Source organism: Pseudomonas sp. B21-017, from assembly GCF_024749245.1.
Taxonomy (GTDB): Bacteria; Pseudomonadota; Gammaproteobacteria; order Pseudomonadales; family Pseudomonadaceae; genus Aquipseudomonas.
The window spans coordinates 3826190-3844615 of record NZ_CP087194.1; the positions used below are offsets into that span (position 1 = coordinate 3826190).

Below are 18426 nucleotides of genomic sequence, written 5' to 3' on the forward strand. Positions count from 1 at the left end.
CAATCCACAAACTGCAGCTAGCGTCTATTCTTGACAGCGCTGACAGGAATACACCGATTGGCGTCTGCTTCATATAAAACATCTAGAACCGGCAATAGTCGGTCATGCCTGCGAGGAACTCGGAATGTCTCTGTTGATCCGTGGCGCCACCGTTATTACCCATGATGAAAGTTATCGCGCCGACGTGTATTGCGCCGACGGCGTGATCAAAGCCATCGGTGAAAACCTCGATGTTCCCGCCGATGCTCAAGTGCTCGACGGCAGCGGCCAATACCTGATGCCCGGCGGCATCGATCCGCACACGCACATGCAACTGCCCTTCATGGGCACGGTGGCCAGCGAAGATTTTTTCAGCGGCACCGCAGCGGGATTGGTCGGTGGCACCACGTCGATCATCGACTTCGTGATACCCAACCCACAGCAATCATTGATGGAGGCCTTTCATCAATGGCGTGGCTGGGCCGAGAAGTCGGCGTCTGACTACGGCTTTCACGTCGCCATCACCTGGTGGAGCGAGCAAGTCCGCGAGGAAATGGCCGAGCTGGTCAGCCAGCACGGGGTCAACAGCTTCAAGCATTTCATGGCCTACAAGAACGCGATCATGGCCGCCGACGATACGCTGGTGGCGAGTTTCGAGCGCTGCCTGGAATTGGGCGCGGTGCCGACCGTGCACGCGGAAAACGGCGAGCTGGTCTATCACCTGCAACGCAAGTTGATGGCCCAGGGCATCACCGGGCCGGAAGCGCATCCGCTATCACGACCTTCGCAGGTGGAAGGTGAAGCCGCGAGCCGGGCGATCCGCATTGCCGAAACGTTGGGCACGCCGCTGTACCTGGTCCACGTCTCGACCAAGGAAGCCCTCGACGAAATCACCTACGCCCGCGCCAAGGGCCAACCGGTGTACGGCGAAGTGCTGGCCGGGCATCTGCTGCTGGACGACAGCGTTTACCAACACCCGGACTGGCAGACCGCCGCCGGTTACGTGATGAGCCCACCCTTCCGCCCGCGCGGTCATCAAGAAGCCCTTTGGCACGGCCTGCAAGCGGGCAACCTGCACACCACCGCCACCGACCACTGCTGCTTCTGCGCCGAGCAAAAAGCCGCCGGCCGTGACGACTTCAGCAAGATCCCCAACGGCACCGCCGGTATCGAAGACCGCATGGCAGTGCTTTGGGATGAAGGGGTGAACACCGGGCGCTTGTCGATGCAGCACTTCGTAGCGCTCACCTCCACCAACACCGCGAAGATCTTCAACCTCTACCCGCGCAAAGGTGCGATCCGTGTCGGTGCCGATGCCGATCTGGTGCTGTGGGACCCGGAAGGCACGCGGACGATTTCAGCCAAGACTCACCACCAGCAGGTCGACTTCAACATCTTCGAAGGCAAGACCGTGCGTGGCGTACCGAGTCACACCGTCAGCCAGGGCCGCGTGGTGTGGGCCGATGGTGATTTGCGCGCCGAGCGTGGCGCGGGCCGGTATATCGAACGGCCGGCGTATCCGGCGGTGTTTGATTTGCTGAGCAAGCGGGCTGAATTGCATAAGCCGACCGCAGTGAAACGCTGATCTGCCCTCTGTGGCGAGGGAGCTTGCTCCCTCGCCACAGGATGATGCGAAAAAACCAATGCCCACCAGAGGCAGTACCTCAATTAACCGTGAGGCCAACACCGTGATCAAGACTTTGAACCACCTCCCGCATCCCCATGAGGACGCGGCCGCCCTCGCCGGCCATTTCACCGACCTGGCGCCGCCGCTCAACGAGCGTCAGGCGCATCTGGAAGCCTCGCGCTGCCTGTATTGCTACGACGCGCCGTGCGTGAACGCGTGCCCAAGCGACATCGACATTCCATCGTTCATCCGCAATATCCATCAGGAAAACGTGCAGGGTGCGGCGCAGAAAATCCTCTCGGCCAACATCCTCGGTGGCAGTTGTGCCCGGGTCTGTCCGACGGAAATCCTCTGCGAGCAAGCCTGCGTGCGCAACAACGCCCAGGAATGCGCGCCGGTACTGATCGGCCTGTTGCAACGCTATGCCGTGGACAACGCACACTTCAGCGAACACCCGTTCCAGCGCGCCGCCGCAACCGGCAAGCGCATCGCCGTGGTGGGTGCAGGCCCGGCCGGTTTGTCCTGCGCGCACCGCAGCGCCATGCACGGCCATGACGTAGTGATTTTCGAGGCCCGGGAAAAGGCCGGTGGCCTCAACGAATACGGGATCGCCAAGTACAAGCTGGTGGACGACTACGCGCAGAAGGAGCTTGAGTTCCTGATGGGGATTGGCGGGATCGAGATTCGTCACGGGCAGAAACTCGGCGACAACCTGACCCTCAGCGAACTGCATCAGCAATTCGATGCGGTGTTCCTCGGCCTGGGCCTGGCCGCCAGCAAACAACTGGGCCTGCCCAACGAGGATGCCCCCGGCCTGCTCCCCGCCACCGACTACATCCGCGAACTGCGCCAGGCCGATGACCTGACGCAACTGCCGCTGGCCGAACGCTGCATCGTCCTCGGTGCCGGCAACACCGCCATCGACATGGCCGTGCAAATGGCCCGCCTCGGTGCCCGGGACGTCAATCTGGTGTACCGCCGTGGTGTCGCGGACATGGGCGCTACCGCTCACGAACAGGACATCGCCAAGGCCAATCAGGTGCGCCTGCTGACCTGGGCACAACCCGAAGAGGTGCTGCTCGACGATCAGGGCAACGTGCGCGGCATGCGCTTCGCCCGTACCCGATTGGTGGAAGGTCGCCTGCAAACCACCGGCGAAACCTTCGAACTGGCCGCCGACGCGATCTTCAAAGCCATCGGCCAGACCTTCGACACTTCCGCCCTCGCCGACCCGCTGGCCCGTGAACTCAAGCGTCAGGGCGATCGCATCCTCGTCGACGAGCAGCTGCGCACCAGCATTCCCGGCGTGTATGCCGGTGGCGACTGCACCAGCCTCGATCAGGACCTCACCGTGCAAGCCGTGCAGCACGGCAAGCTGGCCGCCGAGGCGATCAACGCTCAACTCATGCTCAACGTGGAGGCTGCGTAAATGGCCGATCTCTCGATTGTCTTCGCCGGCATCAAGGCCCCCAACCCGTTCTGGCTCGCTTCCGCGCCGCCGACCGACAAAGCCTACAACGTGGTCCGTGCCTTCGAGGCTGGCTGGGGTGGCGTGGTCTGGAAAACCCTGGGGGAAGACCCGGCGGCGGTCAACGTGTCGTCACGCTACTCGGCGCACTTCGGTGCCAACCGTGAAGTGATGGGCTTCAACAACATCGAGTTGATCACCGACCGTTCGCTGGAGATCAACCTGCGGGAAATCACCCAGGTCAAAAAGGACTGGCCGGACCGCGCACTGATCGTGTCGCTGATGGTGCCCTGCGTCGAGGAGTCGTGGAAAAACATCCTGCCGCTGGTGGAAGCCACCGGCGCCGATGGCATCGAGCTGAATTTCGGTTGCCCCCACGGCATGCCGGAACGGGGCATGGGCGCGGCGGTCGGCCAGGTGCCGGAATACGTCGAACAAGTCACTCGCTGGTGCAAGACCTATTGCTCGTTGCCGGTGATCGTCAAGCTCACGCCGAACATCACCGACATCCGCGTCGCCGCCCGTGCCGCCCACCGTGGTGGCGCCGATGCGGTGTCGTTGATCAACACCATCAATTCGATCACCAGCGTCAATCTGGAGCGCATGGTCGCCAATCCCGCCGTCGGCAGCCAAAGCACCCACGGCGGTTATTGCGGCTCGGCGGTGAAGCCGATTGCGTTGAACATGGTCGCCGAGATCGCCCGCGACCCGCAGACCCAGGGCTTGCCGATCAGCGGCATTGGCGGCATCGGCAGTTGGCGCGACGCGGCGGAATTCATTGCCCTGGGCAGCGGTTCGGTGCAGGTGTGCACGGCGGCGATGCTGCATGGCTTCCGGATTGTCGAGGAGATGAAGGACGGTTTGTCACGCTGGATGGACAGTCAGGGCTACGCCAGCGTGTCGGACTTTTCCGGGCGTGCGGTGAGCAATACCACGGACTGGAAGTACCTGGACATCAACTATCAGGTGATTGCGAAAATCGATCAGGAGGCGTGCATCGGTTGCGGTCGCTGCCACATCGCTTGCGAAGACACCTCGCACCAGGCGATTGCCAGCCTCAAACAGGCCGATGGCACGCATAAATATCAAGTGATCGATGAGGAGTGCGTGGGCTGCAACCTGTGCCAGATCACCTGCCCGGTGCAGGATTGCATCGAGATGGTGCCGGTGGATACGGGCAAGCCGTTTCTGGATTGGAACCATGATCCCCGCAATCCCTACCATGTCACGGTTTGAGGGCTGAAGATCAAGGGATCACAGCCTCGTTGCACTCTGTAGGAGCTGTCGAGTGAAACGAGGCTGCGATCCCTTGATCTATGGCTCCAACCCGATCCCACGCAAGATCACACTGGTCACCGTCTGCACCGCCCGTTCGAACTGCATGTCCGACAACGGCTGATGATCATTCAGGATGTTCACCTGATGATCGAAGTCGGCGTAGTGCTGGGTCGAGGCCCAGATCATGTACAACAGGCTGGAAGGCTCCACCGGCAGGATGCGTTTGTCTTCCACCCACTGGCGAATTTTCGCTTCCTTCATCTTGGCCCAGTCGTACAGGCTCGCGTCCAGTTTCTCACCGAGGGTCGGAGCGCCGTGGATGATTTCGTTGGCCCAGACTTTCGAACCGTACGGCCGGCTGCGGGAATGGTTCATCTTGGCGCGGATGTAGCTGCTGAGCACCACGCGCGGGTCGTCGAACATCTCGAAGCACAGGGCGTCCTGCTTCCAGACCTCCAGCAAACCCAGGAGCACCGCGCTGTATAGCTCGCTCTTGGTGCTGAAGTAGTAATGCAGGTTGGAGCGCGGCAGTTGCACTTCGGCGGCGATGTCGGCCATGGCGGTGCTGCCGAAGCCTTTTTCGGCGAAGACCTTTTCGGCCGCCAACAGGATTTTTTCGACGTTACTGCGACGAATCTCGATCTTGTGATTGCCCATGAGGGCTCCCTGACAACAGCGTTGCTCAAGACTAGCATCCGCTCTACGTCGCGGCGACAGGGGAAAACGAAACTTCGTACAGCGGCCCTGCGGCAGGTAAACTGCCCGCCACTTTGAACCTGCCGCTGAGGTCTTCACGATGCTGATCAAGAACGCCCTGACCACCGCTGCCCTGCTCGGCTCGCTGCTCGCCGCCTCATCGGTGTTTGCCCACGCCCATCTGAAAAGCCAGACCCCGGCGGCCGACAGCACCGTGCAGGCGCCAACGGAACTGCGCCTGGTGTTTTCCGAAGGGGTTGAAGCAACGTTCACCAAAGTGAAAATCAGCAAGGACGGTGCCGACGTACCGGTAAAAAGCCTCGCCACCGAAGGCAGCGACAAGAAAACCCTGGTCGTCACCCCGGCAGCGCCGTTGGCCGCTGGCGATTACAAGGTCGAATGGCATGCCGTGTCGGTCGACACCCATAAAAGTGAAGGCGCCTACCGCTTCAAGGTGGGTCAGTAATTCATGACCGAGGCGCTGGTGCTGTGCCGCTTCCTGCATTTCACCGTGGTGCTGATGCTGTTTGGGGCCTGGGTGTTCAGGCCTTTGCTGTTGGGCCGCGAAACGAAATGGCTGGATCCGGCCCTGGCGCGAGTGACCCGCTGGCTCAGCGTGGTGGCGTTGCTCAGCGGCGTCGGCTGGTTGCTGCTGATCACCGCCAGCATGGCCAGTTCCCCGGAGGCGGCATTCGACCCGGCGATGCTGAACCTGGTGCTGAGCAATACCTTTTTCGGTCAGGTATGGCGCTGGCATCTGCTGCTCAATCTGTTGCTCGTGGCATTGTTGTTGACGCCCTGGCGTTCCAACATGGCCTGGCGCATCGGCCTTTCCAGCCTGCTGCTGGCGACCCTGGCCCCGGTCGGTCATGGCGCCATGCTCGATGGCCTGCAAGGCCAACTGTTAATCCTCAACCAGATTGTTCACCTGACGTGCGTCGGCGCCTGGCTCGGTGGTTTGATGTTGCTGGTGATGACCCTGCGCCAACCGGACGATCATCCCTTGAGCGCGATACTGCAACGCTTCAGCGGGATCGGTTACACGTTGGTGGCGGGGTTGGTGATGACCGGCCTGATCAACGTGCGCGTACTGACCGGCGTGTTCTGGCCGACGCCGTTGCTGTCCGGGTTTGCGCTGATTCTGTTGATCAAGGTTGTGCTGGTGATCGCGATGCTGGGGTTGGCGCTGTTCAATCGGCTGCGGGTCAAAGATTGCCAGCAGCGTCCGGGGCTGTTGCGCACCAGCGTCATGCTGGAATGGATACTGGGGATCGGCGCGGTAGCGGCGGTTTCACTGCTGGGCACCCTGCCCCCAATGATCGCCAACTGAAACACACCTCGCTCCTACAAGGGCGGTGTCAGTCAGGGGTAATCGGCGCAGCGGTATCAATACTCACCACCACCGACATCCCCGGCCGCAGCCGTTCGCTCTGTTCCTGATCGGCATCGACGCTGATCCGCACCGGCACTCGCTGGGCAATCTTGACGAAGTTGCCAGTGGCATTGTCAGCCTGCAACAAGCTGAACTCGGAGCCTGTGGCCGGTGAAATCCGTTGCACCCGCCCGTGGAATTTCTGGTGGTTCAGCGCATCGACGGTGAAGCTCACCGGCTGGCCGACCCGCACGTTGTCCATCTGGGTTTCCTTCATGTTGGCGATCACCCACAACTGGTTCGGCACCAACGCCATCAGCTGCGCCCCGGAGTTGACGTAGGCGCCAAGGCGCACGCCGATCTGCCCGAGTTGACCGTCGCGCGGCGCCACCACACGGGTGTTCGACAGGTCGATCCGCGCCAGTTGCACCGCCGCCTCAGCGCTGGCCACCGCCGCTTCCAGCGAGCCGCGATTGACGATCACCGTTTGCAGATCCTGGCGGGCGATGTCCAGATTGGCCTGGGCTTGCGCCACGGCGGCAACGGTCTGGGCGTTGGCGGCCAGGGTCACGTCCAGCTCGCGTTTCGACACCGAGCCATCACCGACCAGCTCTTTGTTGCGGCGCAAATCCGCTTCACTTTTGCGCAACTGTGCCTGGGCGTCGGCGACGGCGGCCTGACGCAACTTGATGGTCGCTTCGGCGCTGTTGCGTTGCTGCACCACGTTGGCCAGCGCGGCTTTCTGCACCGCCAGTTGCGCCAGGGACTGATCGAGACGCTGCTTGTAGATGCGGTCGTCAAGGCGCACCAGTAAATCGCCGGCCTTCACGAACTGGAAATCCTGCACCGGCACTTCGTACACGTAACCGCTGAGTTGCGGGCCGATGATCGTCACCTGCCCGCGCACCAGGGCGTTTTCCGTGGTCTCGACCGCGCTGCTGAACGGTGGCAGTTGCCAGGCGTACAACACGATCAGTACACCGACGAGAGCAATCGCCGCAAAGCCCAGGGACGAGATGATCCGCACCCCCAGCGAGCGCGGTTCGGAGCCCGGCGAGGATGGCGGCGTCACGCCTTCGGGGGTGGCGGCAATAGTGTTGGTGGTCGTGGTGGTCGGTTCGGTCATGAAGAAGTGGCACCGCTGGATTGTTTGGTTGGAGTGGCAGGCGCCGGGGCAACGGCTTGGGTAGTGCTCATCAGCCACAGGGCGCGAATGGAAATCCAGATCATGGTCAGCACCGCGATCACGGCAATCAGCATGAACACATCGTTATAGGCCAGGACATTAGCCTCGCGAGTGGCGGCAGCGGCCAGGCTACGGATGCCCTGCAGGTTGCGCAGGCTCGGGTCGGAAATTATCGAGCCGACCGCGTTGCCGCCACTCTGGACCCGCGCCGCCACACGCGGGTCGAGCAACGTCAGCTGCTCGACGATGTGACTGGAATGAAACTTCTCGCGCGCGATCTGGAACGTCCCCAGCAGTGCCGCGCCGATCAAGCCGCCGAGGTTCTGACAGATACCGAACAGCACCGAGAAACTCACCAGGTTGCGCGGGCTGGACAGCACGTTACGCATGCCGAAGACCATGGTCGGCCCGAGGAAGAACGTCCCGCCGAAGGCCAGCAGAAACTGGCTGAAATACAGGTTTTCCGGGCGGGTCAGGTTGTTCGAATAACTGTCCATCACCGAACCGACCGCCATCAGCGCCAGGGAGATGTTCAGCGGCATGATCAGGTGCTTGGGGTCGATGGTCAGGGCGCTGGTGACCAGGCCGGCGACACTGCCGATCAACATCACCACATACAGGCTGTGCAGCTGTTGACTGCTCATGTTCAGCGTCTGCATGAACCCCACCGCGCCGGTGGACTGTTCCGACGTCACCATGCGAATCAGGATCACCGCCAGGGCCAGGCGAATCATCGCCCCGCTACCGAGCCAGCGGGTCATCAGCATCGGGTTGCTGCGATTGTGCTCGATGGCCAGGCCCGCGAGGATCAACACGATCGAAGCCGCCGACGCCACGCCGATCCACTGCGCTTCCAGCCACCAGTCGATCCGCCCCAAAGACAACACCGCGCAGAGCAAGGCCACGCCGGTGGCGAGGATGGCGAAGGTCAGGAAGTCGAGTTTTTCGAAGGTCTTGAAGCGGTCACCCGGCGGCAGTTTCAGCAGAAACACGCAGCCCAGGGACAACAGCGCCATGCCCAGTTCGAACAGGTACAGCCCGCGCCATTCGGCGATCTGCAGCAGGTCTTCGGAAAACAACCGCGCCATGGGCAAAGCCAGTTGCGAGGTGCCGAGGCCCAATACCAGCGCCTTCATCCGCCATTTCGCCGGGAAGGCCTGGATCATGTAATACAGGCCCAACGAACTCAGCGCTGCGCCGACCATGCCGTGGGCCGCGCGCACGGCGATCGCCGAACTCAGGTCGTTGACGAACAAATGGCCGAAGGTCACCAGCGCATAAAGCATCAGGAACACTTCGGTGAAAGCCCGCAGGCCGAACTGCTGACGAAACTTCACCAGCAGCAGGTTCATCGACACGTTGGTCATGACGTAAGCCGCCGGCAGCCAGGCCATCTCGGCCGTGGTCGCGCCCAGCGCGCCTTGCAGATACGGCAGGTTGGCGACCACCAGCGAGTTGCCGAGACCACCGGTCAATGCCACCAACACCCCCACCAGCGCGTAGGCCAGCCGCCTGGGGTTGGAGTGCAACGGCGTCGAGGGCGATCCGGGCAGGCTGGGCCGCTCGTGGGGCTGCCAGTCGCGCGGGGTGTAGTGATTCATTCAGTGGCCTTGGTTCAAGGAGTGTTGTCAGTTTGCCGCAAAATCACGGGGAGAACACACCCTTGCAAACACGAGCCTGTGGCGAGGGGGCTTGCCCCCGTTCGGCTGCGAAGCAGTCGCAATTCAGACAACTCGACATGCAGGAAAAAATAGGGGCCGCTTCGCGCCCCAACGGGGGCAAGCCCCCTCGCCACAGGACTTCTCCCACACTGGACGGTGTGTTCGGCGGGATTCGTAAATTCTGTTTAAAAGTCTTCTCGCCCGTAGCGGATTTTTCCGGGGCAATCCAAATGACACCCTCACGGCACTGTTCAACTCAAAAGGTGCCCCTTATGACCACTGCCCATTGGCAACGCTCCCCCCGCTGGCTGAAAAATCTGCTGGCCGCCGCCCTGCTGCTGCCGTCCCTCGCGTTCGCCCAGGAACGCCCGTGGCCGGATGGCTCGCAACTGGTGATTTCGTTCTCCATGCAATTCGAAACCGGCGGCCAGCCCGACGGTGCCGAAAGTCCGTTCTCCGGCACTCCATTGCCCAAGGGTTACCCGGACATGCCGGCACAGACCTGGTTCGACTACGGCTACAAGGAAGGCCTGTGGCGGATGCTCGACTTGTGGGACCGCAACGGCATCAAGGTCACGTCCCATGTGGTGGGCGAAGCGGCATTGAAACACCCTGAACTGGTGCGGGCGATCGCCGATCGCGGCCATGAAGTCGCCGCCCATGGCATGCGCTGGGCCGACTCCTACAACATGAGCTACGAGCAAGAGAAGGCCTTCATCGGCGACGGCGTCGAGGCGGTGCAGAAACTCACCGGCCAGCGCTCGGTGGGCTACAACGCCAATTGGCTGCGGCGCAGCCCCAATACCCTGAAAGTGCTGCAGGATCTGAACTTCACCTATCACATCGATGACGTCAGCCGTGATGAGCCGTTTGTGACACTGGTCCGTGGCAGGAAATTCGCCGTGGTGCCTTACACCCTGCGCAACAACGACATTGTGCTGATCGAAGGCCGGCACTTCTCGGCGCAACAGTTCTACCGGCAATTGGTGCTGGAATTCGACCGCCTGTACGCCGAAGGTGCCAGCCAGCGGCGGATGATGTCGGTGAGTCTGCATGACCGCATCGGCGGCACCCCGGCGATGGTCGAGGCGGTGGAGCGTTTTATCCGTTACGCCAAGTCCCATCCGAAGGTCAGCTTCATGCGCAAGGATCAGATTGCCCAGATCGTGCTGACCGAAAAAAACCCGCTGATCGATAACACCGAGGCGGCGTACAACCACTGAGCCAAATCACCGCCAAAACCGGAATGAAAAGATCGCAGACTGCGATCTTTTCATCGGCTCGCTACGCCAACAACTGACTCAACACCGCACGCAACTTGCCGGGTTTCACCGGTTTGTTCAGCAATGGCGCGTCGAGCCGCTGCAACGAGCGTCGACACTGATCGGTGCGGTCGGCGGTGATGATCACCGCCGGTATCGCCCGGCTGAAATGCTCGCGCAGATGCCGGACCACTTCACAACCCACCACCCCGTGATCCAGGTGGTAGTCCGCCAGAATCAGTTCCGGCGCCTGCCCCTGCAAAGCCACCAGCGCGGTGGCCTCATCGGTGGCGGTGACCACCTCGCAGCCCCACTGCCCGAGCAGTGCGCTCATGCTTTCAAGGATGCTGACTTCGTTGTCCAGCACCAGCAGGCGCCGCCCCGGCAGCGGGTTGCCGGTGCTCGGCTGCGGCGCGGCCTGGCTGATCGGCAGTGGAATCTCACGGGAAATCGGCACCTCGATGCTGAACATCGAACCGCGCCCTGGCCGCGAATGCACCTGAATCCGGTAATCGAGGATCTTGGCGATGCGTTCGACAATCGCCAGTCCCAGGCCCACGCCCTTGCGATCGGCGGCGCGGCCAACGTCCAGTTGGTTGAATTCGAGGAAGATCGAGTCGAGACGATCCGCCGGGATCCCGCGCCCGGTGTCCCAGACTTCGATTCGCAGTACGTCGCCCCGGCGCCGGGCACCCAGCAGGATGCTGCCGTCGTCGGTGTAGCGGCAGGCATTGCTGAGGAAGTTGCGCAGAATCCGCGTCATCAGCCGCAAGTCGGTATGAATTGCGTAATCACCCATGTGCACCCGCAGGTTCAACCCGGTCGCCGCGGCCACCGACTGAAACTCCGAAACCAGTGGCGCGAACAATTCATCGAGGCGGTACAGGGCGATGTCCGGCTTTACCGCGGCCTGATCGAGCCGGGAAATATCCAGCAGATCGGTGAGCAAGTCCTCGGCCCCTTCCAGCGCCTGATGCGTGCGTTCCACCAACACCTGCTCGACGTCGGGCAGCTTGCGCTCGCGCAAGGTCGAGATCAGCAAACGCGCGGCGTTGAGCGGTTGCAGCAGGTCGTGACTGGCGGCGGCGAGGTATTTGTCCTTGCTGCGATTGGCCGCCTCGGCGGCATCACGGGCGTCGCGCAAGGCTTCGGCGATCTGTTTACGCTCGGTGATCTGTTGTTGCAGATTGCGGTTGGCGTCCAGCAACTCATTGGTGCGCGCGGTGACCCGTTGCTCCAACTGGTCATTGAGCTGTTGCAAACGCTCCTGGGCCTGCTTTCGTTCGGTGATGTCGGCGACGAACCCCTCCACCAGGCCTTCCTGATCCGGTTTGAGCAGCAGGTTCATCAACACGTCGAGGACAGTGCCGTCCTTGCGCCGCAGCTGGGTTTCATAGCCCAGCAGGCTGCGCTCACGCTGGAGGACTTCGCCGATGCTTTCCAGCTCTTGCGCGCCGCCGACGAACAGCGTGCCCGCCAGGTCCGTCAGGGAAAACAGCACCTCCTGCGGGTCCTGATAGCCAAGCATCCGCGCCAGCGCCGGGTTGGCGGCGCGCATGCCTTCCTGCAGGCTGGCCTGGAAGATTCCGTGCACCGCGTTTTCGAACAGCCATTTGTAGCGATTGCGCTCGGCCTCCAGTTCATCCAGGCGCGCGGCCAGTTCCGGGTAATGACTCTTGCGCGCCGAGTGATTGCCCAGCCCGAGTAACCCGGTCAGCGCCCGTTGCTGTTCGTCAGAGGGCTTCGCCATAGACGACCTCGACGTCGCGCTGACTGGACTCGCGCGGGTTGGTAAGGATGCAGGGGTCATCCATGGCATGTTGCGACAGGAACGGAATGTCCGACGTGCTCACCCCGTGCAGGCCCAGGGTTTCGTGGAAGCCGATGGCGTGTTTGAGGGCGATCAAGTGGTCGACCAGACGTCCGCAGATCTGCCGGTGATTCAGGCCGCGACAATCGATGCCGAAGGTCTCGGCGATCACCTTGAAGCGCTCCGGCGCCGAGCTGTAGTTGAACGCCACCACGTGTTCCACCAGCACCGCGTTGCACAAGCCGTGAGGCAGATCGAGGAATCCACCGAGGCTGTGGGACATGGCGTGCACCGCGCCGAGGATCGCGTTGGAGAACGCCAGCCCGGCCTGCATGCTGCCGAGCATGATCTTTTCCCGCAGGGCGATGTCGTTCGGGTTGGCGATCATCTGCACCAGATTGCCGTTGATCAGCCGCATCGCCTCCAGCGCGTGGGGATCGGTGAGCGGCCCGTGGCCGGTGGAAACGAAGGCCTCGATGGCGTGGACCAACGCGTCGATGCCGGTACAGGCCGACAGGAACGGGTCCATGCTCAAGGTGGTTTCCGGGTCGATCAGCGACACGTCCGGCACCGCAGCCTTGCTGACGATGGAGAATTTCATGCGTTCTTGCTGATTGGAGATGATCACGAACTGCGACACATCGGCCGACGTGCCGGCGGTGGTCGGGATCAGGATCAGCGGCGGGCTGGGCATGCGCAGGGTATCCACGCCCTCGAATTCAAGGATGTTGCGCCCGTGGGCGACGACGATGCCGATGCCCTTGCCGCAGTCCATCGGGCTGCCGCCGCCGACCGCGACGATCACATCGCAGTGATTCTCCCGGTACAGTTCGGCGCCGAGCATGACTTCCTCGATCCGCGGGTTGGGCGAAACGTCGCTGTACACAAAGTAATCGATGCCCTGGGCTTGCAGGCTGGCCTCGACATCGGCGACCCAACCGGCGGCGATCACACCGGGGTCGCTGACCACCAGCACCTTGCGGGCGCCGAAGGTCTTGGCGTAATTGCCGACGTTATGCCGACAGCCGGCACCGAAGATGATTTCAGGTGAAACGAATTTACGCAGTTGACTGAGATTCTGGCTCATTGGAAAGCCTGTTTTTATTGTTTTGAAAGGTAAAGCCAACACTAAAGCATCCGGCTGCGAATGCAATCAGACCAATGGGTAGCAACTACCGGGGGTGGGGGCTTCGCGTTCGCAATTTATCCGCGATAGATCAGCCGCGAAGCCTTTTCATTGCGCAATGTCAGGTGTTCCATGCCCTGCCCCGGCGCGTCGGCTTCGTCCCGGGCCTTGAGGATGACGCTGTGGTGCGGCGACTTGCTGCACACCGGGTCGGCGTTGCTCGCGTCCCCCGTGAGCATGAATGCCTGGCAGCGGCAGCCGCCCAGGTCCTTATGTTTTTCATCGCAGGAACGGCACGGCTCTTTCATCCAGTCATCGCCGCGAAAACGATTGAAGCCGAAGGAGTCGTTCCAGATGTGTTCGACGCTGTGCTCGCGCACATTGGGGAACTGCACCGGCAGCTGACGCGCGCTATGACAAGGCAACGCCGTGCCGTCCGGGGTGATGTCGAGAAACAGGTTGGCCCAGCCATTCATGCAGGTCTTGGGGCGCTCTTCGTAATAGTCCGGGGTGACGAAAATCAGCTTGCACGGGTGGCCCTCGGCCTCAAGCCGCTGGCGATACTCGTTGGTGATGCGCTCGGCGCGCTGTAATTGTTCGCGGGTCGGCAACAGGCCGACGCGGTTGAGTTCGGCCCAGCCATAGAACTGGCAGGTCGCCAACTCGACGAAATCCGCTTCCAGCTCCAGGCACAGCTCGATGATCTGCGCGATCTGGTCGATGTTGTGCCGATGGGTAACGAAGTTCAGCACCATCGGGTAGCCCTGGGCTTTCACCGCCCGGGCCATGGCCAGTTTCTGGGCGAAGGCCTTGCGTGAGCCGGCGAGCATGTTGTTGACCGCTTCGTCGGCGGCCTGAAAGCTGATCTGGATGTGGTCCAGCCCGGCGACCTTGAAGTCGCGGACCTTCTGTTCAGTCAGGCCGATACCCGAGGTGATCAGGTTGGTGTAGTAACCCATGTCCCGCGCGGCCTTGATCAGCTCGGCCAAGTCCTGGCGCACCAACGGCTCGCCACCGGAAAACCCCAGTTGCGCGGCGCCCATCTCCCGGGCCTCGCGGAACACCCGGATCCACTCTTCTGTGCTCAACTCCTCACCCTGTTGGGCGAAATCCAAGGGGTTGGAGCAATACGGGCATTGCAGCGGGCAGCGATAGGTCAGCTCCGCCAACAGCCACAACGGTGGGCCGGGTTGCTGCTCGATCGCGTTCACAGGGCGATCCCCCGGTGCCAGACCCGCTCGGCGGTGACCGTGTGATACGGCGGGCGGTCCAGCTCATAAGCCATGCTCATCGCGTCGAGCATGCTCCACAGCACATCAAGCTTGAACTGCAGAATCTCCAGCATGCGCTGCTGGCCCTCGACCGTGACGTAATGCGCCAGGGTGATGCGCAAACCATGCTCGACATCGCGCCGGGCCTGGCTCAGGCGCGTACGGAAATAGTCGTAACCGGCCGGGTCGATCCATGGGTAATGGCTGGGCCAGGCGTCGAGCCGAGACTGATGGATCTGCGGTGCGAACAGTTCGGTCAGCGAACTGCTGGCCGCTTCCTGCCAACAAGCACGGCGGGCGAAATTGACGTAGGCGTCCACGGCAAATCGCACACCCGGCAGCACCAACTCTTGCGAGAGAATTTGTTCGCGATCCAGCCCCACCGCTTCGCCCAGACGCAACCAGGCTTCGATGCCGCCTTCGCTGCCGGGGACTCCGTCATGGTCGAGAATCCGTTGCAGCCATTCCCGCCGCACGTCGCGGTCCGGACAGTTGGCGAGGATTGCCGCGTCCTTCAGGGGAATGTTCACCTGATAGTAGAAGCGATTGGCGACCCAGCCCTGGATCTGCTCGCGGGTGGCGCGCCCGGCGTACATGGCTTGGTGGAATGGATGATGGATGTGGTAATAGGCGCCTTTGGCGCGCAGGGCCGCTTCGAATTCGGTGGGGGTCATGGGGGTGTCAGTCATTGCGGTTCTCCGGGGAATAACCGTTGGGTTCTGCGATGAGGCCATCCGCTACAGCTCAATACTCATGCCGTCATAAGCCACTTCAATCCCCCGCCGTTCCAGCAACGCCCGCTCGGCCGAGTCTTCGTCGAGGATCGGGTTGGTGTTGTTGATGTGGATCAGCACCTTGCGCTGGCGATTGAAGCCCTCCAGCACTTCGAGCATCCCGCCGGGACCGCTTTGTGGCAGGTGGCCCATTTCGCGGCCCAGGCTCTGGCCGACTTCACATACGCGCATTTCATCGTCGCGCCACAGCGTGCCGTCCAGCAGCAGGCAATCGGCGCGCTGCATCCAGCTCAATACCTCGGCATCGACCTGCCCCAGACCCGGCGCATAGAACACCGATGCTCCGTTGCGCAGGTCTTCGATGAACAGGCCGATGGTGTCCCCCGGCTGCGGGTTGCCACGGTTGGGGGAATACGGCGGTGCGTTGCTGACCAATGGAATGGCGCGAAATTGCAGGTGTTGGCAGGCTGCGATGCTGAACGGCTCACGGTCCAGTTCGATCGGTTGCCACTGCAAACCACCGTTCCAGTGTTTGAGCATGGTGAACAACGGGAAGCCGCTGCTCAGGTCTTCATACACCCGCTCGGTGCACCAGACCGAATGCGGGCAGCCTTCGCGCAGGCTCAACAGGCCGGTGCAATGGTCGATCTGACTGTCCAGCAGGACCACGCCGGCAATCGCCGTGTCACGCACGCGGCGGGCCGGTTGCAGCGTCGGGAAGCTTTCGAGTTGGGCGCGGATGTCTGGTGAAGCATTGCAGAGTATCCATTCCACACCGTCGTCGCTCAGGGCAATGGACGACTGCGTACGGCGTTGCGCACGCAGGTTGCCGTGACGCATCGCCGCGCACTGGCGGCAGTTGCAGTTCCATTGCGGAAAACCGCCGCCGGCGGCGGAACCGAGAACGCGGATGTGCATGGCAGGCTCCAGAAAGCAGGCCCGGCCAACGCGACGGCTGACCGGGCGATCAATCAACGGTTGGCGAAATACATCGTCACTTCGAAGCCAATGCGCAGATCGGTAAACGCGGGTTTATGCCACATGGGTCATTCCTCTTCTTGTGCCGGACGATTCCGGTGGAGCCATTAATGCACGGGGCGCCGACTGCCCGAATGCTACTTTCGAAGGAGGTGGCGGCGTGCGTTGGTAGGGGGGCGCGCAGATCTTAAGCACCACACAAAATCCTGTGGGAGCGGGTTTGAGTGGCGAGGGAGCTTGCTCCCGTTGGGTCGCGAAGCGGCCCCAAAAGCTTCGCGACTGCTTCGCAGCCGAACGGGAGCAAGCTCCCTCGCCACAGGCAAGCCCCCTCGCCACAAAGGCTCGCTCCCAAAGGGTCTGTGGTGTGCTTATGAGTTAGAAGAACCCCAGCGGATTGATGTCGTAGCTCACCAGCAGGTTTTTGGTCTGTTGGTAATGGTCGAGCATCATCTTGTGGTTCTCACGGCCGACACCGGACTTCTTGTAGCCACCGAACGCGGCGTGGGCCGGGTACAGGTGGTAGCAGTTGGTCCAGACGCGCCCGGCCTTGATCGCCCGGCCCATGCGGTAGGCGCGGTTGATGTCGCGGGTCCACAGGCCGGCGCCGAGGCCGAATTCGCTGTCGTTGGCGATCGCCAGGGCTTCGGCTTCGTCCTTGAAGGTGGTGACACCCACCACCGGGCCGAAGATTTCTTCCTGGAACACGCGCATTTTGTTGTGGCCCTTGAGCAGCGTCGGCTGGATGTAATAGCCGCTGGACAAGTCGCCTTCCAGCCGCTCGGCCGCGCCGCCAGTGAGCAGCTCGGCGCCCTCCTCCTGGGCGATTTTCAGGTACGAGAGGATCTTGTCGTATTGCTGCTCGGACGCCTGGGCGCCGACCATGGTCTCGGTGTCCAGCGGGTTGCCACGCTTGATCTTGACGATCTTCTTCATCACCTCGGCCATGAACGGCTCGTAGATCGATTCCTGCACCAGTGCCCGCGACGGACAAGTGCAGACTTCGCCCTGGTTGAAGAACGCCAGCACCAGGCCTTCGGCAGCTTTTTCGATGAACTGTGGCTCGGCGTTCATGATGTCTTCGAAGAAGATGTTCGGCGACTTGCCGCCCAGCTCAACGGTGCTTGGAATGATGTTCTCGGCTGCGCAATGCATGATGTGCGCGCCCACCGGGGTGGAACCGGTGAAGGCGATCTTGGCGATGCGCTTGCTGGTGGCCAGCGCTTCACCGGCTTCGCGACCGAAGCCCTGGACGATGTTCAGCACGCCGGCCGGCAGCAAATCGGCGATCAGCTCGGCGAACACCATGATCGACAGCGGTGTTTGCTCGGCGGGTTTGAGCACGATGCAGTTGCCGGCCGCCAGCGCCGGGGCGAGTTTCCACGCGGCCATCAGCAGCGGGAAGTTCCACGGAATGATCTGCCCGACCACGCCCAGTGGTTCGTGGAAATGATAGGCGGTAGTCAGTTCGTTGATTTCAGCGGCACCGCCCTCTTGAGCGCGGATGCAACCGGCGAAGTAACGGAAGTGGTCGGCGGCCAGCGGCACGTCAGCGTTGAGGGTTTCGCGCACGGCCTTGCCGTTGTCCCAGGTTTCGGTGACGGCGAGGATTTCCAGGTTCTGTTCGATGCGGTCAGCGATTTTCAGCAGCACCAGCGAGCGGTCCTGCGCCGAGGTTTTGCCCCAGGCATCAGCGGCGGCATGGGCGGCGTCGAGAGCCTTTTCGATGTCGGCGGCGCTGGAGCGCGGGAATTCGGCGATCACTTCACCGGTGACCGGTGAGGTATTGGTGAAGTACTCGCCATTGACCGGGGCGACGAACTCGCCGCCGATGAAATTGCCGTAGCGCGGTTTGAAGGAAACGATGGCGCCAGGTGTTCCGGGTTGTGCGTAGATCATGATGGGCCTCTGTCTGGGTCGATGCCTGTCAGGCCAACAGGCGATGAACCGATAGTAGAGAGCCCCGCCTGTCAGACGAATG

General features: G+C 62.1%; 16 protein-coding genes. 6 read left to right on the plus strand and 10 right to left on the minus strand.

Annotation, left to right across the window (positions count from 1 at the left end):
• The first annotated feature begins 124 nt into the window (after positions 1-124).
• From hydA to preA, 3 genes are all read left to right on the plus strand, one after another.
• Positions 125-1564: a dihydropyrimidinase gene (hydA, locus tag LOY28_RS17170; protein ID WP_258612236.1), complete on the plus strand. Its 1440-nt coding sequence runs from the start codon at positions 125-127 to the stop codon at positions 1562-1564.
• Between the two features lie 103 nt (positions 1565-1667).
• Positions 1668-3035, plus strand: coding sequence for an NAD(P)-dependent oxidoreductase (locus tag LOY28_RS17175; protein WP_026286688.1), 1368 nt, complete (start codon positions 1668-1670; stop codon positions 3033-3035).
• Positions 3036-4310, plus strand: coding sequence for an NAD-dependent dihydropyrimidine dehydrogenase subunit PreA (gene preA, locus LOY28_RS17180; protein ID WP_258612237.1), 1275 nt, complete (start codon positions 3036-3038; stop codon positions 4308-4310).
• A 78-nt stretch (positions 4311-4388) separates the two neighbouring features.
• Here the strand turns inward: preA and LOY28_RS17185 are convergent, their stop codons facing one another.
• Complete coding sequence (locus tag LOY28_RS17185; protein WP_007937670.1) at positions 4389-5009, minus strand: TetR/AcrR family transcriptional regulator; 621 nt, start codon at positions 5007-5009, stop codon at positions 4389-4391.
• 139 nt (positions 5010-5148) lie between these two features.
• Here LOY28_RS17185 and copC point away from each other — a divergent pair, with 139 nt between their 5' ends.
• Positions 5149-5514 carry a copper homeostasis periplasmic binding protein CopC gene (gene copC, locus LOY28_RS17190; RefSeq protein ID WP_096480064.1) on the plus strand — a complete coding sequence of 122 codons (366 nt, stop codon included), beginning with the start codon at positions 5149-5151 and terminating at the stop codon, positions 5512-5514.
• A 3-nt stretch (positions 5515-5517) separates the two neighbouring features.
• A complete protein-coding gene (gene copD, locus LOY28_RS17195) occupies positions 5518-6378 on the plus strand; it encodes a copper homeostasis membrane protein CopD (protein WP_258612238.1) in 861 nt (286 codons plus the stop codon).
• Between the two features lie 28 nt (positions 6379-6406).
• On the opposite strand, the gene LOY28_RS17200 is transcribed toward copD, so the two are convergent.
• Both LOY28_RS17200 and LOY28_RS17205 read right to left on the minus strand, forming a co-directional pair.
• Positions 6407-7546: an HlyD family secretion protein gene (locus tag LOY28_RS17200; RefSeq protein ID WP_018929689.1), complete on the minus strand. Its 1140-nt coding sequence runs from the start codon at positions 7544-7546 to the stop codon at positions 6407-6409.
• Positions 7543-9207 (minus strand): MFS transporter, encoded by a 1665-nt coding sequence (locus LOY28_RS17205; protein ID WP_258612239.1) that lies wholly within the window; start codon positions 9205-9207, stop codon positions 7543-7545. Before LOY28_RS17205 ends, LOY28_RS17200 begins: the two co-directional genes overlap by 4 nt.
• A gap of 332 nt (positions 9208-9539) precedes the next feature.
• On the opposite strand from LOY28_RS17205, the gene LOY28_RS17210 reads away from it, so the two are divergent.
• Positions 9540-10490 (plus strand): polysaccharide deacetylase family protein, encoded by a 951-nt coding sequence (locus tag LOY28_RS17210; RefSeq protein ID WP_018929691.1) that lies wholly within the window; start codon positions 9540-9542, stop codon positions 10488-10490.
• A gap of 61 nt (positions 10491-10551) precedes the next feature.
• Here LOY28_RS17210 and LOY28_RS17215 read toward each other — a convergent pair whose 3' ends face one another.
• The 7 genes from LOY28_RS17215 to LOY28_RS17245 form a co-directional block, all read right to left on the minus strand.
• Complete coding sequence (locus LOY28_RS17215) at positions 10552-12279, minus strand: NahK/ErcS family hybrid sensor histidine kinase/response regulator (protein WP_258612240.1); 1728 nt, start codon at positions 12277-12279, stop codon at positions 10552-10554.
• Positions 12263-13426 (minus strand): alcohol dehydrogenase-like regulatory protein ErcA, encoded by a 1164-nt coding sequence (gene ercA, locus LOY28_RS17220; RefSeq protein WP_018929698.1) that lies wholly within the window; start codon positions 13424-13426, stop codon positions 12263-12265. The genes LOY28_RS17215 and ercA overlap by 17 nt, the downstream gene beginning before the upstream one ends.
• Before the next feature lie 116 nt (positions 13427-13542).
• Positions 13543-14676, minus strand: a complete 1134-nt coding sequence (pqqE, locus tag LOY28_RS17225; protein WP_064618299.1) for a pyrroloquinoline quinone biosynthesis protein PqqE — start codon at positions 14674-14676, stop codon at positions 13543-13545.
• The gene (gene pqqC / locus LOY28_RS17230) at positions 14673-15425 is read right to left on the minus strand and encodes a pyrroloquinoline-quinone synthase PqqC (protein ID WP_018929700.1); all 753 of its coding nucleotides are present in this window, start codon (positions 15423-15425) and stop codon (positions 14673-14675) included. The genes pqqE and pqqC overlap by 4 nt, the downstream gene beginning before the upstream one ends.
• A gap of 48 nt (positions 15426-15473) precedes the next feature.
• A complete protein-coding gene (gene pqqB / locus LOY28_RS17235; protein WP_258612241.1) occupies positions 15474-16388 on the minus strand; it encodes a pyrroloquinoline quinone biosynthesis protein PqqB in 915 nt (304 codons plus the stop codon).
• A gap of 53 nt (positions 16389-16441) precedes the next feature.
• Entirely contained in the window at positions 16442-16513 is a 72-nt protein-coding gene (pqqA, locus tag LOY28_RS17240) for a pyrroloquinoline quinone precursor peptide PqqA (protein ID WP_081499480.1), read from the minus strand.
• Between the two features lie 310 nt (positions 16514-16823).
• On the minus strand, positions 16824-18344 hold the full coding sequence (locus LOY28_RS17245) for an aldehyde dehydrogenase family protein (RefSeq protein WP_019648895.1): 1521 nt from the start codon (positions 18342-18344) through the stop codon (positions 16824-16826).
• Positions 18345-18426: the final 82 nt, after the last annotated feature.

Bases quoted from the DNA above. Each gene is read 5' to 3' on its own strand.
- hydA (WP_258612236.1), top strand. From the start codon at position 125: ATGTCTCTGTTGATCCGTGGCGCCACCGTTATTACCCATGATGAAAGT.
- preA (WP_258612237.1), top strand. From the start codon at position 3,036: ATGGCCGATCTCTCGATTGTCTTCGCCGGCATCAAGGCCCCCAACCCG.
- LOY28_RS17185 (WP_007937670.1), bottom strand. From the start codon at position 5,009: ATGGGCAATCACAAGATCGAGATTCGTCGCAGTAACGTCGAAAAAATC.
- copC (WP_096480064.1), top strand. From the start codon at position 5,149: ATGCTGATCAAGAACGCCCTGACCACCGCTGCCCTGCTCGGCTCGCTG.
- copD (WP_258612238.1), top strand. From the start codon at position 5,518: ATGACCGAGGCGCTGGTGCTGTGCCGCTTCCTGCATTTCACCGTGGTG.
- LOY28_RS17200 (WP_018929689.1), bottom strand. From the start codon at position 7,546: ATGACCGAACCGACCACCACGACCACCAACACTATTGCCGCCACCCCC.
- LOY28_RS17205 (WP_258612239.1), bottom strand. From the start codon at position 9,207: ATGAATCACTACACCCCGCGCGACTGGCAGCCCCACGAGCGGCCCAGC.
- LOY28_RS17210 (WP_018929691.1), top strand. From the start codon at position 9,540: ATGACCACTGCCCATTGGCAACGCTCCCCCCGCTGGCTGAAAAATCTG.
- LOY28_RS17215 (WP_258612240.1), bottom strand. From the start codon at position 12,279: ATGGCGAAGCCCTCTGACGAACAGCAACGGGCGCTGACCGGGTTACTC.
- ercA (WP_018929698.1), bottom strand. From the start codon at position 13,426: ATGAGCCAGAATCTCAGTCAACTGCGTAAATTCGTTTCACCTGAAATC.
- pqqC (WP_018929700.1), bottom strand. From the start codon at position 15,425: ATGACTGACACCCCCATGACCCCCACCGAATTCGAAGCGGCCCTGCGC.
- pqqB (WP_258612241.1), bottom strand. From the start codon at position 16,388: ATGCACATCCGCGTTCTCGGTTCCGCCGCCGGCGGCGGTTTTCCGCAA.
- LOY28_RS17245 (WP_019648895.1), bottom strand. From the start codon at position 18,344: ATGATCTACGCACAACCCGGAACACCTGGCGCCATCGTTTCCTTCAAA.